Origin of the sequence: Massilia sp. AB1 (assembly GCF_018119385.1) — a bacterium.
Classification (GTDB): domain Bacteria; phylum Pseudomonadota; class Gammaproteobacteria; order Burkholderiales; family Burkholderiaceae_D; genus Telluria.
In genome coordinates this window covers 35198-49437 of record NZ_JAGKSG010000010.1, presented here as the reverse complement: position 1 = coordinate 49437, position 14240 = coordinate 35198, and the positions used below count along the sequence as shown (strand labels likewise).

Here is a 14240-nt window from a genome sequence, read left to right as displayed (position 1 = left end):
GCGTCGGCGAATCAGGCGAAGTAAGGCGCGAGCGCCTGTTCGTAGGTGCCCTGGGCGCGCATCACCAGGTCGCACACTTCGCGCACGGCGCCGCGGCCGCCCGCGTTGCGCGTCACGTAGTGGGCGCGGTGCTGGACTTCCGGATGGCCCGAGGGCACGGTGACGGCGAAGCCCACGCGCGTGAACAGCGGCAGGTCGATCACGTCGTCGCCGATGTAGCCGCATTCCTCCGGCGTCACGCCGGTTTTCGCCAGCAGTTCGGCGAAGCCGATGCGCTTGTCGTGGAAGCCCTGCCACACGTGGGTGATGCCCAGGTCGGCGGCGCGCTTGACCACGATCGGCGAATTGCGCGCGCTGATGATGGCGGTCTGCACGCCGGTCTTGTTCAGCAGCTGGATGCCCAGGCCGTCGAGCACGTTGAAGGTCTTGGTGACTTCGCCGTCCGGGCCGTAGGTGAGGCTGCCGTCGGTGAGCACGCCGTCGACGTCGAAGATCATGACCTTCACACGCTTGGCGCGTTCCATGTGTGCGAGCGGCAGCATCAGATCACCTTGGCGCGGGTCAGGTCGTGGATGTGCAGGGCGCCGACCAGGCGGTCGTCCTCGTCCACCACCAGCATCTGGTTGATGCGGAATTCTTCCATCACGGCCACGGCGTCCACGGCCAGCTGGTCCGGATGCACGCGGCGCGGGTTGGCGTGCATGACGTCGCGGATGGTCAGGTTGGAGAAGTCGTGCATGCGCTCGATCAGGCGGCGCAGGTCGCCGTCGGTGAACACGCCGATCGGGCGCTTGTCGGCGTCGACCACGGCGGTCATGCCCATGCCCTTCTGGGTGATCTCGAGCAGGGCCTTGGCCAGCGGGACTTCCGGCGCCACGGCGGGGATCGCCGCGCCGCTGCGCATCACGTCGCGCACGTGGGTCAGGAGACGGCGGCCGAGGGCCCCTCCCGGGTGCGACAGCGCGAAGTCTTCCTCGCGGAAGCCGCGCGCGTCGAGCAGCGCCACCGCCAGCGCGTCGCCCATGGCGAGCGTCACGGTGGTGCTGGTGGTCGGGGCCAGGTTCAGGGGGCAGGCTTCCTTGTCCACCGCGATGTTCAGGTGGATCTCGGCCAGCTGCGCCAGGCGCGAGGCCGGCTTGCCGGTCATGGCGATCACGTGCGTGCCCATGCGCTTGACGGCCGGCAGGATGTCGAGCAGCTCGCTCGACTCGCCCGAATTCGAGATGGCGATGAAGATGTCGTTGGGCGTGACCATGCCCAGGTCGCCGTGCGCGGCTTCGCCGGGGTGGACGAACATCGCCGGGGTGCCGGTCGATGCCAGGGTGGCGGCGATCTTGCGGCCGATGTGGCCGGACTTGCCCATGCCGGACACCACGACCCTGCCCTTGCAGGCGTACAGCAGGTCGGCGGCGCGCACGAAACTGTCGTCGTCGCCCAGGCGCGCATGCAGCGCGCGGATCGCGTCGGCCTCGATGGCGAGGGTCTCGCGCCCCAGCTCCAGCACGCGGCGGGCCTGGCTCTCGTCAAAACTTTTCAGCATTGTTTTTTCATCGGTTAAACTCATACCGGAAGTATAAACGAATTGGGAAAGCAAAAAACTTGCCAGTCATAACAAACAACAACACCGACCGGAACGGGGCATGCATTCTGGACTTGAACTGACCCTGCTCCTGCTGGGCTGCGCCGTGCTCGGCGTGGTTGCCTTCCGCATGCTGCACCTGCCGCCGATGCTCGGCTACCTCGCCGTCGGCGTCCTGATCGGCCCCCATGCCCTGGCCCTGGCCGACGACAGCCCCGCCACCCACGCCCTGGCCGAATTCGGGGTCGTGTTCCTGATGTTTTCGATCGGCCTGGAGTTCTCCCTGGCCCAGCTCAAGGCGATGCGGCGCATCGTATTCGGGCTGGGCATGGCGCAAGTCGTATTGACAATCGTCGCCACGATGCTGTTCGGACAACTCATCGCGATGCTGACGCCGCAGCTGAACATCAGCTGGCAGGCCGCCTTCGCGCTGGGCGGGGCGCTGGCGATGTCCTCGACCGCGATCGTGGTCAAGCTGATCACCGAGCGGCTCGAGCTGGAGAGCGAGCACGGGCGCCGCATCATCGGCATCCTGCTGTTCCAGGACCTGGCGGTGGTGCCGCTGCTGATCCTGATTCCTTCGCTGGCGCGCAACCCGGAAGACCTGCCGGCCACGCTCGGCCTGGCGGCCCTGAAGGCGGCCGCGGTGCTGGCCCTGCTGCTGTTCTTCGGCCAGAAGCTGATGCGGCGCTGGTTCACGGTGGTGGCCAAGCGCCGCTCGCAGGAGCTGTTCATGCTCAACCTGCTGCTGGTGACCCTGGGCGGAGCCTGGATCACCGAGCAGGCCGGCCTGTCGCTGGCCCTGGGGGCCTTCGTGGCCGGCATGCTGATCTCCGAGACCCAGTACAAGCACCAGGTGGAAGAAGACATCAAGCCCTTCCGCGACGTGCTGCTCGGGCTGTTCTTCATCACCATCGGCATGCTGCTCGACCTCAAGGTGGTGCTGGCCAACTGGTGGCTGGTGCTGGCCCTCCTGGTCCTGCCGGTGCTGCTCAAGTTCGCGCTGATCGCCGGCCTGGCCAAGCTGTTCGGCTCCTCGGACGGCGTCTCGATGCGCACCGGCCTGGCCCTGGCCCAGGCGGGCGAATTCGGCTTCGTGCTGCTCAACCTGGCCTCGGACTCGAAGCTGATCGATCCTTTCCTGATGCAGCTGGTGCTGGCCTCGATGGTGCTGTCGATGCTGGCGGCGCCCTTCATGATCGCCAACATGGACAAGATCGTGATGAAGATCGCGGCCAACGAATGGATGATGCAGTCGCTGGCCCTGACCCAGCTCGCCACGCGCACCATGAAGACCCAGAAGCACGTGATCATCGCCGGCTTCGGGCGCAGCGGCCAGAGCCTGGCGACCCTGCTGAGCGAGGAAAAGCTGCCCTGGTATGCGCTCGACCTGGACCCGGAGCGGGTGCAGGAAGCGCGCGCCGCCGGCGCCAACGTCTCCTACGGCGACGCCTCGCGCCGCGAAGCACTGATTGCAGCCGGCATCAACCGTGCCAGCGCGCTGGTGATCACCTTCGCCGACACCCGCCTGGCGATCAAGCTGCTGCACCTGGCGCACGAGCTGGCGCCCAATCTGCCGGTGATCGTGCGCAGCCACGACGACAGCGACCTCGACATGCTCAAGGCCGCGGGCGCCACCGAAGTGGTGCCGGAAGCGCTGGAGAGCAGCCTGATGCTGGCCTCGCACGCGCTGGTGATGCTGGGCGTGCCGCTGCGGCGCGTGGTGCACCGGGTGCAGGCCGCGCGCGACGAGCGCTATGCGGCGCTGCGCGGCTACTTCCACGGCGCGGGCGACATCACGGACGATCCGGAGCACAGCTATGTGCGCCTCCATTCGGTGACCCTGCCCGAAGGCGCGGCGGCGGTCGGCAAGACCCTGGCCGAGCTGCGCCTCGATGAAGTGGGTGCGGAGGTGACGGCCCTGCGGCGCGAAGGACAAAAGCTCGATGCGGGACCGGAGACGGTGCTGGACGCGGGCGATGTGGTGGTGCTGCGCGGCGAGGGAGAATCGGTCAGCCGGGCCGAGGCCCGGCTGCTCTAGGGACGCGCGATCAGGCGACCGTGACGACCTTGTTGCGGCCGCCCGCCTTGGCTTGATACAGGGCCGAATCGGCGGTCGCCACCAGGTCCTGGGCCACGCCCTCGATCGCGTGATCGCGTTCGAAGTCGGACAGCGCCGTCACGCCGATCGACACCGTCACCGCCACCTGCTCGCCGGTGCTCAGGTCCACCGGCTGCCCGGCCACGCTGGCGCGGATGCGCTGGGCCACCATGCTGGCCGCTTCCAGGTCGGCGTCGATCAGGAGCACCACGAATTCCTCGCCGCCGAAGCGCCCCAGGGCGTCGGACATGCGCAGCTCGGCCTTGATGCGCGCGGACACCTCGCGCAGCACATCGTCGCCGCCCTGGTGGCCGACCGTGTCGTTGACGCGCTTGAAGTGGTCGATGTCGATGTACATGCAGGACAGCTTGTAGCCCTGGCGCCGCGCGCGCGCGATCTCTTCCAGCAGGCGGCGGTCCATGTAGCGGCGGTTGTAGACGCCGGTGAGCGAATCGGTCAGGCCGATGTACTTCAGCATCTCGTTGCTGATCACGTTCTCCAGGCAGATCGCGATGATCGAGCCCATGTGCTCGACGAAATCGGTGCCCAGGTTCGGCGTGAAACGGTTGGGGTCGGTGCTGCCCAGGTTCAGGCTGCCGATCAGGCGCGTGTTGCGCATCAGGGGCACCAGGGCCACGCTCTGCAGCCCGGCGGGCGGGTGCGGGAACATGGCGCAGTGCTGGGCCGGCGCATAGGCGCCCAGCAGCGGGCACAGGCGCTTGCCGTCCGCCAGGTCGAAGCCCAGCTCCACCGCCTGCTCGCAGAACAGCAGGTTCGGGAACTGCTCGAAATCCACGCCCAGCTTGTGCATGACGGTGTAGATGTCGGCTTCCTCGTCCACCAGCGACAGGGTGACGATGTCGAGCTCGGAAATCACGGGCAAGGTGCGGAAGATGGTGCCGACCAGCTCGGGGAAGCTGCTGGCGCCCACGATCTGCAGATCGAAGGCCTGGTGGCGGCACATGATTTCGTGGTTGCGCTCCGCCTGTTCGATCAGGTAGGCCATGCGCGCGCGCAGGGTTTCGTTTTCCGCCATCAGTTCTCGCGTCAACGCGTCCGGCTCGTGCATGGGAATTCCTTTCAGCAATTACCCGTAACATTACGCCATCCGTCGCCGCTTGGAAACGAAAAGCGCCCCGGGAGGGGCGCGGCGGAGGCGAATTTGCGACACCTGTTATGGCATTGGCAACAGCCGCCGGAGCGCCTTTAGAAAGCGATGCTGGCGTCCAGGTGCTGGCCGACGCGCAGGACCTGGCCGGCGCCTTCCTGGACGATGCAGTTCATGCCCATGCACACGGCGTCTTCCATGCGCGGATTGGCGCGGTAGGTCTGGAGGATGTCGAGCGGATCGGGGCCGGGAATACCGCTGGCCTGGTCGATGGCGGGAATCGGGCAGCGCGCGCAGGGTTTGACCGGCCGCAGGGACAGGCCATCCGTCGAGAACGATTCGACGAAATCCTCCTCGAACGCTTCGATACCCTCGACCACGAGGTTCGGGCGGAAGCGGTTCATCGGCAACGGAGCACGGCCGGCAGCGACCAGTTTCGCGTTCAGGTCGTCGAGCGAGGCCTGGCCGATCAGGAGCAGCGGATAGCCGTCGGCGAAGCGCGTCTCGGACGGCGTGCCGCCGGTCCACTTGGTGCTGGTGGGACGGTGCACGTCCGAGCGGAAGCGCACCAGGCGGCAGGCGCCCCCGATGGCGTCGGCAAACCAGGCCGCGGCGGCGTCGCCGCAATCCGCCGCGGGCACGCTGTGGTCCCAGATCTGCACCTGCAAGATGGCGGCGGTGGCGTCGTGCGCCAGCGGCAGGCGCAGCAGCGGCATGCCGGGCGCCTCGACCACCAGGGCGTCGCCGTCGACGCGCGGCGCGATCAAGGCCATGCGCGGGTACTCGCGCTGGGTCAGGAACTGTCCTTCTCGCGTGACCAGCATCCATTCGCGGTCGTGCACGCCCTCGGCCACCAGGCCGGACGGCGCCAGCGTGGCCTGCGGCACGGACAAGCCGGCGCAGGATTTGATCGGATAGACGACGAGTTCGGTCAGGGTGGCCATGCGAGGATGCGAGTGCGGCGAAAGAGCGTCAGTATGGCAGCAATCGGCTCAGCGTGCGGCGGTGGGGCTGGCCCTGTCCTTCTCGTCGCGTTCGCGCTGCAGGCGCGCCTCGAGGCTGCGGCTGGCCGAGGCGGCGTACTTGGCGCAGCCTTCCGGATCGATGAAGGGATTGGTGTCGGCGGTCTTGGCGGCCGCCTTGCCGAACAGGTCGCTGAAGGACGGATGGGCCGCGACCAGCACGTCGCACTTCAGGCCGGCGAGCCGTGCGATGGACTTGCGGAAGCTCGCACTCAGGTCCGGGCGGGTGGCATCGCCGCTGTAGTGGAAGCCGTCCATCGACACCGGGTTCAGGCTGTCGGCGTAGACGATGCTCGCGCACTTGCCCTGCTCGCAGGATTCCCAGCTCCAGCTGGTGCCGCCCGGCGTGTGGCCCGGCGTGTAGTGCACGGTCAGGCGCAGCGGGCCCACCGAGACGCTCTTGCCGTCGGCGATTTCCTTCACCTCGGCGACCTTGGGGATATAAAAGCGCTCCTTCGGATCGTACTGCGGATCGTCGGTCCCCGGCGTGCCCTCGCGCAGCACCTGGGCCGCCTGCGGACTGGCGACCACGGTGGCGCCGCTGGCGCGCTGCAATTCGGCGATGGCGCCGGCATGGTCGAAGTGCGGGTGCGAATTGAGGATGAGCTTGATGTCTTCCATGCGGAAGCCCAGCGCTTCGATGTTCTTGCGGATCAGGGGAGCGGACTGAGGCAAGGCGCCGTCGAGCAGCACATGGCCCTGGGGACCGGTGACGAGCAGCGCCGACAGGCCTGCGGTGCCCACGTACCAGGTATTGCCGTAGACCTTGAACGGGGCCACGGGCTTGTTCCATTCCTCGCACATCGAGCACTTGATCGCCTCGTCGGCGAAGGCCGGCACGGCACAGCTCAGCGCCAGGCTGGCGGCCACGGCTTGCAAACACTTCTTCATCATTCACCTCGCACACGCGAACAAGGGAGCTTTTAAGCCCCTGCAGAGGGGTGCAGCGCGGGCTCATGGCGCTGCTGCCAAAACAGTACTTTACCACGCACAACACATCCGTTTTCCCCCATGCCGGGGGCTGTTTCGCCATTACCTGGCGTGGCTAAATAGCATGTCCGCAACTATGAAAACGTGAGGCGCATGATGCACAGGTCGGTCAACACCGTGGCGAAGCTTGGAGTGATGCTGGCGCTCGTCCTGGGCGCCGGCTACGTCTTGCCGGAGACCGGGCAGCTGATGGCGCCGGATTATGTCGCCGGCGACTTCAAGGCCTTTTATCCGGACGCGCGGACCAAAGTGATCGTCTACGGCGCCGGCAACTGCCCCTACTGCGCCGAGGCGCGCGCCTACCTCAAACAACGCAATATCGCCTTCGTCGACTTCGACGTGAACGACGCCGCGAAGGGCCGGCAGGACTATACGGCCCTGCACGGCCAGGTGGTGCCGCTGATCCTCATCGGAGGGCGCCGCCTGGACGGCTACAACGAGAAGGCGATCGAGGACGCGCTGGAAGAATTGTCGGCCTCGTAATCAAGGCTGGAAAAGCAAAAGCCCCGCACTGCGGGGCCTTCGTTGGCGCATCGTGTTGCCGGATCAGACGTTGAACAGGAAGTTCAGCACGTCGCCATCCTTGACGATGTATTCCTTGCCTTCGGCGCGCATCTTGCCCGCTTCCTTGGCGGCCTGCTCGCCCTTCAGCGTGATGTAGTCGTCGAAGGAAATGGTCTGGGCGCGGATGAAGCCGCGCTCGAAGTCGGTGTGGATCACGCCCGCGGCCTGCGGCGCGGTGGCGCCGATCGGCACGGTCCAGGCGCGCACTTCCTTCACGCCGGCGGTGAAGTAGGTCTGCAGGCCCAGCAGCTTGAAACCGGCGCGGATCAGGCGGTCCAGGCCCGGCTCGTCCATGCCCATGTCGGCCAGGAAGTCCTTCTTGTCGGCATCGTCCATCTCGGCGATTTCCGATTCGATCGCCGCGCAGATCGCCACGATCGGCGCGTTCTGCTTGTTGGCGAACTCGGTCAACTGGTCCAGCAGCGGGTTATTGGTGAAGCCGGTATCCGACACGTTGGCCACGTACATGGCCGGCTTGGCGGTGATCAGGCACAGCGGCTTGACCAGTTCCATTTCTTCCTTGTCCAGGCCCATGGTGCGGACCGGCTGGCCCGCGTCCAGGTGCGGCATCACGCGCTCCAGCAGGGCGACCAGCTTGGCCGCATCCTTGTCGCCCGAGCGCGCCTTCTTCTGCTCGCGGTGGATGGTCTTTTCGACGGTGCCCATGTCGGCCAGCGCCAGTTCGGTCTGGATGACTTCGATGTCGTCGATCGGGCTGACCTTGCCAGCCACGTGGATCACGTTGTCGTCCTCGAAGCAGCGCACCACGTTGACGATGGCGTCGGTTTCGCGGATGTGCGACAGGAACTGGTTGCCCAGGCCCTCGCCCTTCGACGCGCCGGCCACCAGGCCCGCGATGTCGACGAACTCGACGATGGCCTTGACGACGCGCTCCGGCTTGACGATCTCGGCCAGCTGGTCGATGCGCGGGTCCGGCACCTCGACCACGCCCACGTTCGGCTCGATGGTGCAGAACGGATAGTTTTCAGCCGGGATGCCGGCCTTGGTCAGCGCATTGAACAGGGTGGACTTGCCGACGTTGGGCAAGCCGACGATGCCGCATTTGAGGCTCATGGGAATTCTTTCTCTCGGTAGACGCAGGCGGCGACGCGGCCGCCCTCAAACCTCACATTGTACCTCTGGACGGGGCGTATTGCCCAAAAAACGATCTCGTGACGCAACAGCTTGACCTGTCTGGTGCCATCCGGATAAGGCTGGGGAACATGAAACTGGCGCCGCTCCGCAGTCTGCGGCTCGTCCCCGGATGGCGCAAAGGCTTGTCGTCCATGCATATCTTTCTTGCGTCGTAACAACGAGTGCGAGATGCCGGTATTAAACAATCGCATGTGCTATCACTCGCGGAAAAGCTTATGCCAGCACGAGTCCTCTCACGCTTGAGCGTGTTTATTGCCTTTGCATTCAGCTCGCCGCTGGGTCAGGCACAAGCTGTTTCACTGTCCCCGTGGATGACGGGCGAGCGGCTCGTCAAGCTGATGGGCAATGTCAACGCCACCGAGGTGGCGTGGACACCGGACGGTCCCTTCCGCAGCAAGGCGCTTGCCGCCGAATACCGCGACATGGCGAACGGCCAGTTCGTCCAGGGCTACATCCACGCCTTGCACGATGCGACCGAAGGCAAAGAATGGTGCTGGAGCCAGTACAAGCCCAAGCCGGACACACTCATCAGTGCCGCGATGGACAGCCTTCAGCGCATGCCGGACGCCCAGCTCAAGCGCAATGCGGCCGAGCTGATCGTCGAGGTGTGGCGCAAGACATGGCCTTGCCCCGACCACCTGCGGAGAAGACAATGAGAGTCCCTTACGCCACTTTGAGAATGCACTTCCCCGATACCGGCAACGTCAGTCCCGATGAGCTGTACCAATGGATCGGCTATCCGGAGAACACCGCCAACCCCAACTTCCGGAACACCTGCGCAATTCGGCTCAGCCTGGCCTTGCTGGGGGCTGGCTATCCCAATCCCGGCGCCTGGCCGATCAAAGCCGGGAAATACAAGGGCCGCGCCATCGAGACCAGGCAGCGCAAGCTGAGCAGTTGGCTGGTACGCCACCTTGGTAAGCCAGAGACATTCAGCAGTGGCAAAAAGGCCGAGGAAAAGATCGGGACGCGGCGAGGCATCATTTCCTTCTTCAGCATTTACGGCGACGTCGATCCGCAGGGGCACATTGCCATCGTGGCGAAGGACCGCTGGGGCCTGTACACCCGGTGCGGGAACGAGCTGGATGGCTCAATGACGGGCTGCTACTGGAGTTCCCGCGAAGTCTGGTTTTGGGAACTCCGATAACAATATCTTGGAATCAGATCGGCTGGATGCGCGAAGGATCCGGCCGCTCGGCAAACTCCGCTAGCTCGTCGCGCAGCCGCTCGCCTTCCCCGATGGCGCGTTGCCAGTTGCGGATGCGCTCGTCGTGGTCCAGGCCGTAGAACTTGAAATCGTTGCGGTCTGGGAGTTTTGCATGCGGAAGGGTTTTCAGGAATTCCTCGGATGGGGCGACGATCACGACGTTGTCGAGCCAGCCACGATTGGCGCCGCGCGCGGCACGCCGCCACGGCAGGCCCTTGTCGAGCCAACCCGGCACGATATGCGGCGTGAAGTGCGGATACAGCACGATGTCGCTGCGCCCTTCCCCTGCCGCACGCGCATAGGGCAGCGCCAGGTGGTAGTCGATGATGCCGCCGTCCCAATAGTGCCCGGGCGGCAGGGCCGCGATGCCGGTCACCGGCTTCATGATGAGCGGCAGGGTGCCTGAGGCCAGCAGGCCCGAAGCCAGGTTTTCTCGGCTCAAGGCGGAGAAATGGGTGGTGAAGGCGTCGAAACGCTCACGCAGCCAGGGCGCCGTGGAACGCCGGTCACCGATCACGACACGCTCCATCAGGCGGCCCAGCCAGGCGCGCGAGCCGATGTTGTGCAGGGCGGCCGAGGCGAAACCGCGCAGCTCGGCATAGCGGTGCGCCGGCGCCGCCAGCGAACGCAGGCCGCGCACGGTCAGCAGGTGCAGGCGGTGGTGCGGGTGATTGACGATGTCGTCCTCGTGGCCGCGCACGAATTCGCCGAGCAGGCCCTGGACCACTTCGTCGATCTCCTGCTGGGTCGGCTTCTTGCTGGTGTAGCGCTGGCCTGCGTACAGTTCGCCCAGGCGCGCGAAGGCCTTGACCGGGTCTTTCTGGCAAGCCGCCGCCATGCGCCAGGCGCCGATCGAGGAACCGATCAGGGTGCGTTCGCGCGGGGCGCCGGCGAACCACTCGCCGAACATCCACTGGTCGAGCGACTGGAAGATCAGGCCTTTCGGGCCGCCCGCCGCGGCGGGCACGATGGCGATGTCCTGGGCGCGCAGGCCCTGCGCGCGGATCTGTGCGAGCGCCAGCGGGCCCGCATGGAAGGTAAGCGACTTCATGACCGAAATTATCGCAGGAAGCGCAGGCTTGCGTCGGCTCAAGGATCGCTTGTGGCCGGTACGTAACATGGATCGGTCGCGTGTCCGGAGAACGCCCATGTCCTTCCGCCTCGTTATGCTGCTGTGGCTATTGCTATGTTTGCATCCGGCCTTCGGCCGCGATACCGGCACCGACCACTCGGTCGTGATCGACCGCTACATCCAGCATTTCGTGGTCGAACCCGACGGCAGCTACCTGCTCACGGTCGAGCAGGTCAAGACCCTGGCCGCGCGCGAGGCGCTGCACGACCACGCGCAGTACACCATCAGCTACAACCAGTCGCTCGACGAAGTCCTCGCCATCGATGCCCATACCGAAAAGGCCGACGGCCGACGGCTCGCGGTGCAGCCGCACCAGATCCGCGACCAGCAGGAAACCGCCAGCCAGGAAGCGCCCATGTTCCAGGACACGCGCCTGAAGATCGTCGTGTTCCCGGACGTGCAGCCGGGCGACCGGGTCGCGGTGCGCTACGTCATCCGCCGCCATACGCCGCTGTTTCCCGGCCAGTTCGAGGACTTGTCCGCGGCGCGCTTTCATCGCCACCGCGATTTCCGCCTGATCTACGACATGCCGCCCACGATGACGCTGTACGCGGACGCGGTCGGCTTCGCGCCCCTGCCCGACCAGAGTCCGCCAGGGCGCAGGCGCTACCAGTGGCGCTACGTCGACGGCGACAACGAACGCATCGAACTCGATTCCGTCAGCTACCTCGACTACGGCAAGCGCCTGGCCGTGTCGACCTTCCCCGACTACGCGGCCTTCGCACGCGCCTACCACGCGCGTGCCGCCGGCAAGGCCGTGCCCAATGCGAACATCGCAGCGCTCGCCGCCTCGATCACGCGCGGCATCGCCGATCCGTACGCGCGCGCCGTCGCGCTGGCGGACTGGGTGCGCAGGAACATCCGCTACGTCGGCGTCTACCTGGGACCGGGCGGCGTGGTGCCGCACGACGCGGCCAGCGTCCTGGCCAACCGCTACGGCGACTGCAAGGACCATGCCGTGCTGCTCGAAGCCCTGCTGCGCGCAAGCGGCATCGAGTCGACCGCCGCCCTGGTCAACAACGGCGACGCCTATCGCCTGCCGGAGGTCCCCACGCTTGGCGTATTGAACCATGCCATCGTCTACGTCCCCGTCCTCCAGCTCTACCTGGATCCGACGGCCGAATCGGTGGCGGGAGGATTCTTGCCGCCCGCCCTGCTCGGCAAGCCTGTCTTGCTGAGCAACAGCGGCGGCTTCGCGATGACGCCCGGCTCGCAGCCCGCGCGCAGCAAGACCAGCACCCGCTTCGACATCCTGGCCGACGGCAGCAGCCGCTTCACGGTCACGCGCACCAGCAGCGGCGCCTCGGCCGAGCCTTACCGGCGCGTGGTGCGGGCCACGCCGCAGGCCGAGCGCGAACGCTTCGTCGAGCGCATGCTGCAAGGACTTGGGCAACAGGGAGCGGGCGTGTTCGAGCCGGGCGATACCGACGGCAGCACCGATGACTACACGCTCTCGTTCTCGGGCAATAGCCTCGCCTTCGCCCACTTCCCGGGGCCGGTGGGACTGGCCACCACCTACAACTTCTGGGGCGGGCTGGGAGATGCGGTGTCGGGCTTCGTCCAGGAACCGGAACGCAAGCAGGACTTCGTGTGTCCGTCCATCGATGCCGAGGACGAGCTACAGTTCCGGCTGCCGCCGCGCGCGCGGGTGCTGGCGCTGCCGCGCCCGCTGGTGGTCGAGGATGGGAACTTCGCCTATCGCTCGCGCTATGCGCGGCGCGGCGCCACGGTGTCGGTGATCCGCCGGCTGCAGTTCCGGCATACGCAGGCCACCTGCACGCCGGAGGACTACCGGCGCATGCGGCCGGCGCTGGACAAGATGATGCGCGACCTGCGCGCGCAGGTCGTCATCGAAAGAAGATAAGTGATGCGGCGCTGACGGGTCAGGGCGTGTGCAGCTGCATCATCGCCACGTCGAACTTGCCTTCGCAGACGAGCGAGATGATGCGCAGGCTCTTGTCGATCGATTCCTCGATCAGGGTCTGTTCTTCGCGGCGCGGACGGTGCAGCACGAAGTCGGCCACGCCCTGCTGCAGGTTCAGGCTGCGCGGGTGGCCGATACCCAGGCGCAGGCGCCAGTAATCCTGGGTGCCGAGGGCCGAGGTGATGTCCTTCAGGCCGTTGTGGCCGCCCGAGGAGCCGCCCTTCTTGAGCTTGGCGGCGCCGGGCAGCATGTCGAGTTCATCGTGCACGACCAGGATTTCGTCCGGGTTGATCTTGTAGAAGCGCGCCAGTGCGCCGACCGACTGGCCGGAGCGGTTCATGTAGGTCAGCGGCTCGAGCAGCCATACTTCGTTGCCGGCGATGCGGGTCTTGGCCACCATGGCGTTGAAACGCGCTTCGCGCTGCAGGCGGCAGCCAGGGATGCTGTTGGCCAGGTTGTCGACCAGCCAGAAGCCGGCGTTGTGGCGGGTTTGTTCGTATTCAGGGCCGGGGTTGCCGAGGCCGACGATCAGGCGGATGGACATCGTGTCGTTAGTTTGATTCTGGGAAAAACAGGATTATCGCTGAAAACGGTCGCCGCACGTTCCGGTAATGCGCCGGACAAGGCCAATAAAAAACCCGCCGGGCTAGGCCACGGCGGGTTTCGTTTCCTGCGTGCCGCTTGCGCGGCACACAAGGAAGGTATTACTCAGCAGCTGCTTCAGCCGAAGCTGCGCCGCGCGGGATGGTCGAGGTGGCGATGGTCAGGTCCTGGCCGTGGGCGACCGCGGTCACGCCTTCCGGCAGGGTCAGGTCGCTCACGTGGACCGACTGGCCGGCTTCCAGCTTGCTCAGGTCGACTTCGATGAACTCCGGCAGTTTACCCGGCAGGCAAGCCACTTCCAGTTCGTTCACGACGTGCGAGATGACAGCGCTGTTCAGCTTGACGGCCGGCGAGATCTCGGCGTTCACGAAGTGCAGGGTGACCTTGGTGTGGATCGGCTTCGATGCGTCGACGCGCTGGAAGTCAGCGTGCAGGACCAGTTGCTTGTATGCGTGCATCTGGAAGTCGCGCAGCAGGACTTGCTGGGTCTTGCCTTCGATTTCGAGGTCCAGGATCGAACCGTGGAAAGCTTCTTTCTTGAGCGCGTGGAACAACGCGTTGCCGTCCAGAGCGATCAGTTGCGGGGCTTCGGCGCCACCGTAGATGATGCCCGGGGTCTGGCCAGCGTTGCGCAGGCGGCGGCTCGCTCCGGTCCCCTGCTGAGTGCGGTTGAATGCGACTACTTTCATGTGAAACTCCAAAAATAAACGGGCCCGAATGCAGGAGAAATTTCCCCAGCCCGGTTGCCCAGAGTGGCGGCCATCCCCGCGACCAGGGACAGCCAAAAAATGAGCGCCGTACTGCGCACTCAAGAAAATACTGAAACTTTTATACGTCAACGGCGCGCCGGCTATT

Annotated in this window: 14 protein-coding genes; 5 read left to right on the top strand and 9 right to left on the bottom strand. The window is 65.9% G+C overall.

Annotated elements, in window-relative coordinates:
* Positions 1–11: 11 nt before the first annotated feature.
* Positions 12–542, bottom strand: a complete 531-nt coding sequence (locus J8847_RS08325; RefSeq protein WP_211524224.1) for an HAD family hydrolase — start codon at positions 540–542, stop codon at positions 12–14.
* Positions 542–1564, bottom strand: a complete 1023-nt coding sequence (locus tag J8847_RS08320; RefSeq protein WP_373888743.1) for an SIS domain-containing protein — start codon at positions 1562–1564, stop codon at positions 542–544. Before J8847_RS08320 ends, J8847_RS08325 begins: the two co-directional genes overlap by 1 nt.
* 76 nt (positions 1565–1640) lie before the next feature.
* Here J8847_RS08320 and J8847_RS08315 point away from each other — a divergent pair, with 76 nt between their 5' ends.
* Positions 1641–3620 carry a monovalent cation:proton antiporter-2 (CPA2) family protein gene (locus J8847_RS08315; protein WP_211524222.1) on the top strand — a complete coding sequence of 660 codons (1980 nt, stop codon included), beginning with the start codon at positions 1641–1643 and terminating at the stop codon, positions 3618–3620.
* Positions 3621–3630: 10 nt separating this feature from the next.
* Here J8847_RS08315 and J8847_RS08310 read toward each other — a convergent pair whose 3' ends face one another.
* The 3 genes from J8847_RS08310 to bla all read right to left on the bottom strand — a co-directional run bounded on the left by J8847_RS08310 (position 3631) and on the right by bla (position 6704).
* Entirely contained in the window at positions 3631–4749 is a 1119-nt protein-coding gene (locus J8847_RS08310; RefSeq protein ID WP_211524221.1) for a diguanylate cyclase, read from the bottom strand.
* Between the two features lie 137 nt (positions 4750–4886).
* Positions 4887–5732 carry an MOSC domain-containing protein gene (locus J8847_RS08305; protein WP_211524220.1) on the bottom strand — a complete coding sequence of 282 codons (846 nt, stop codon included), beginning with the start codon at positions 5730–5732 and terminating at the stop codon, positions 4887–4889.
* Positions 5733–5780: 48 nt separating this feature from the next.
* The gene (bla, locus tag J8847_RS08300) at positions 5781–6704 is read right to left on the bottom strand and encodes a subclass B3 metallo-beta-lactamase (protein WP_229429489.1); all 924 of its coding nucleotides are present in this window, start codon (positions 6702–6704) and stop codon (positions 5781–5783) included.
* Positions 6705–6893: 189 nt separating this feature from the next.
* Between bla and J8847_RS08295 the strand changes: the two genes are divergently transcribed.
* Positions 6894–7283: a glutaredoxin family protein gene (locus tag J8847_RS08295; RefSeq protein ID WP_211524219.1), complete on the top strand. Its 390-nt coding sequence runs from the start codon at positions 6894–6896 to the stop codon at positions 7281–7283.
* A 63-nt stretch (positions 7284–7346) separates the two neighbouring features.
* Here the strand turns inward: J8847_RS08295 and ychF are convergent, their stop codons facing one another.
* Positions 7347–8438, bottom strand: a complete 1092-nt coding sequence (gene ychF, locus J8847_RS08290; RefSeq protein WP_211524218.1) for a redox-regulated ATPase YchF — start codon at positions 8436–8438, stop codon at positions 7347–7349.
* Positions 8439–8734: 296 nt separating this feature from the next.
* On the opposite strand from ychF, the gene J8847_RS08285 reads away from it, so the two are divergent.
* Together J8847_RS08285 and J8847_RS08280 are read left to right on the top strand one after the other, a co-directional pair.
* Positions 8735–9175 (top strand): Rap1a/Tai family immunity protein, encoded by a 441-nt coding sequence (locus tag J8847_RS08285; protein WP_211524217.1) that lies wholly within the window; start codon positions 8735–8737, stop codon positions 9173–9175.
* Positions 9172–9666 (top strand): T6SS effector amidase Tae4 family protein, encoded by a 495-nt coding sequence (locus tag J8847_RS08280; RefSeq protein ID WP_211524216.1) that lies wholly within the window; start codon positions 9172–9174, stop codon positions 9664–9666. The genes J8847_RS08285 and J8847_RS08280 overlap by 4 nt, the downstream gene beginning before the upstream one ends.
* A 13-nt stretch (positions 9667–9679) precedes the next feature.
* Here J8847_RS08280 and J8847_RS08275 read toward each other — a convergent pair whose 3' ends face one another.
* Positions 9680–10777, bottom strand: coding sequence for a patatin-like phospholipase family protein (locus J8847_RS08275; RefSeq protein ID WP_211524215.1), 1098 nt, complete (start codon positions 10775–10777; stop codon positions 9680–9682).
* A gap of 97 nt (positions 10778–10874) precedes the next feature.
* Here J8847_RS08275 and J8847_RS08270 point away from each other — a divergent pair, with 97 nt between their 5' ends.
* A complete protein-coding gene (locus J8847_RS08270) occupies positions 10875–12722 on the top strand; it encodes a DUF3857 and transglutaminase domain-containing protein (RefSeq protein ID WP_211524214.1) in 1848 nt (615 codons plus the stop codon).
* Positions 12723–12741: 19 nt separating this feature from the next.
* Here J8847_RS08270 and pth read toward each other — a convergent pair whose 3' ends face one another.
* Together pth and J8847_RS08260 are read right to left on the bottom strand one after the other, a co-directional pair.
* The gene (gene pth / locus J8847_RS08265) at positions 12742–13326 is read right to left on the bottom strand and encodes an aminoacyl-tRNA hydrolase (protein ID WP_211524213.1); all 585 of its coding nucleotides are present in this window, start codon (positions 13324–13326) and stop codon (positions 12742–12744) included.
* 160 nt (positions 13327–13486) lie between these two features.
* Positions 13487–14074, bottom strand: a complete 588-nt coding sequence (locus J8847_RS08260; RefSeq protein WP_211524212.1) for a 50S ribosomal protein L25/general stress protein Ctc — start codon at positions 14072–14074, stop codon at positions 13487–13489.
* Between the last annotated feature and the right edge of the window lie 166 nt (positions 14075–14240).

What these genes read in the sequence shown, in the direction of transcription:
- J8847_RS08260 (WP_211524212.1), bottom strand. Translation starts at nt 14,074, where the DNA reads ATGAAAGTAGTCGCATTCAACCGCACTCAGCAGGGGACCGGAGCGAGC.
- J8847_RS08310 (WP_211524221.1), bottom strand. Translation starts at nt 4,749, where the DNA reads ATGCACGAGCCGGACGCGTTGACGCGAGAACTGATGGCGGAAAACGAA.
- J8847_RS08280 (WP_211524216.1), top strand. Translation starts at nt 9,172, where the DNA reads ATGAGAGTCCCTTACGCCACTTTGAGAATGCACTTCCCCGATACCGGC.
- J8847_RS08295 (WP_211524219.1), top strand. Translation starts at nt 6,894, where the DNA reads ATGATGCACAGGTCGGTCAACACCGTGGCGAAGCTTGGAGTGATGCTG.
- J8847_RS08320 (WP_373888743.1), bottom strand. Translation starts at nt 1,564, where the DNA reads ATGAGTTTAACCGATGAAAAAACAATGCTGAAAAGTTTTGACGAGAGC.
- J8847_RS08275 (WP_211524215.1), bottom strand. Translation starts at nt 10,777, where the DNA reads ATGAAGTCGCTTACCTTCCATGCGGGCCCGCTGGCGCTCGCACAGATC.
- pth (WP_211524213.1), bottom strand. Translation starts at nt 13,326, where the DNA reads ATGTCCATCCGCCTGATCGTCGGCCTCGGCAACCCCGGCCCTGAATAC.
- J8847_RS08305 (WP_211524220.1), bottom strand. Translation starts at nt 5,732, where the DNA reads ATGGCCACCCTGACCGAACTCGTCGTCTATCCGATCAAATCCTGCGCC.
- J8847_RS08285 (WP_211524217.1), top strand. Translation starts at nt 8,735, where the DNA reads ATGCCAGCACGAGTCCTCTCACGCTTGAGCGTGTTTATTGCCTTTGCA.
- J8847_RS08325 (WP_211524224.1), bottom strand. Translation starts at nt 542, where the DNA reads ATGCTGCCGCTCGCACACATGGAACGCGCCAAGCGTGTGAAGGTCATG.
- J8847_RS08270 (WP_211524214.1), top strand. Translation starts at nt 10,875, where the DNA reads ATGTCCTTCCGCCTCGTTATGCTGCTGTGGCTATTGCTATGTTTGCAT.
- bla (WP_229429489.1), bottom strand. Translation starts at nt 6,704, where the DNA reads ATGATGAAGAAGTGTTTGCAAGCCGTGGCCGCCAGCCTGGCGCTGAGC.
- J8847_RS08315 (WP_211524222.1), top strand. Translation starts at nt 1,641, where the DNA reads ATGCATTCTGGACTTGAACTGACCCTGCTCCTGCTGGGCTGCGCCGTG.
- ychF (WP_211524218.1), bottom strand. Translation starts at nt 8,438, where the DNA reads ATGAGCCTCAAATGCGGCATCGTCGGCTTGCCCAACGTCGGCAAGTCC.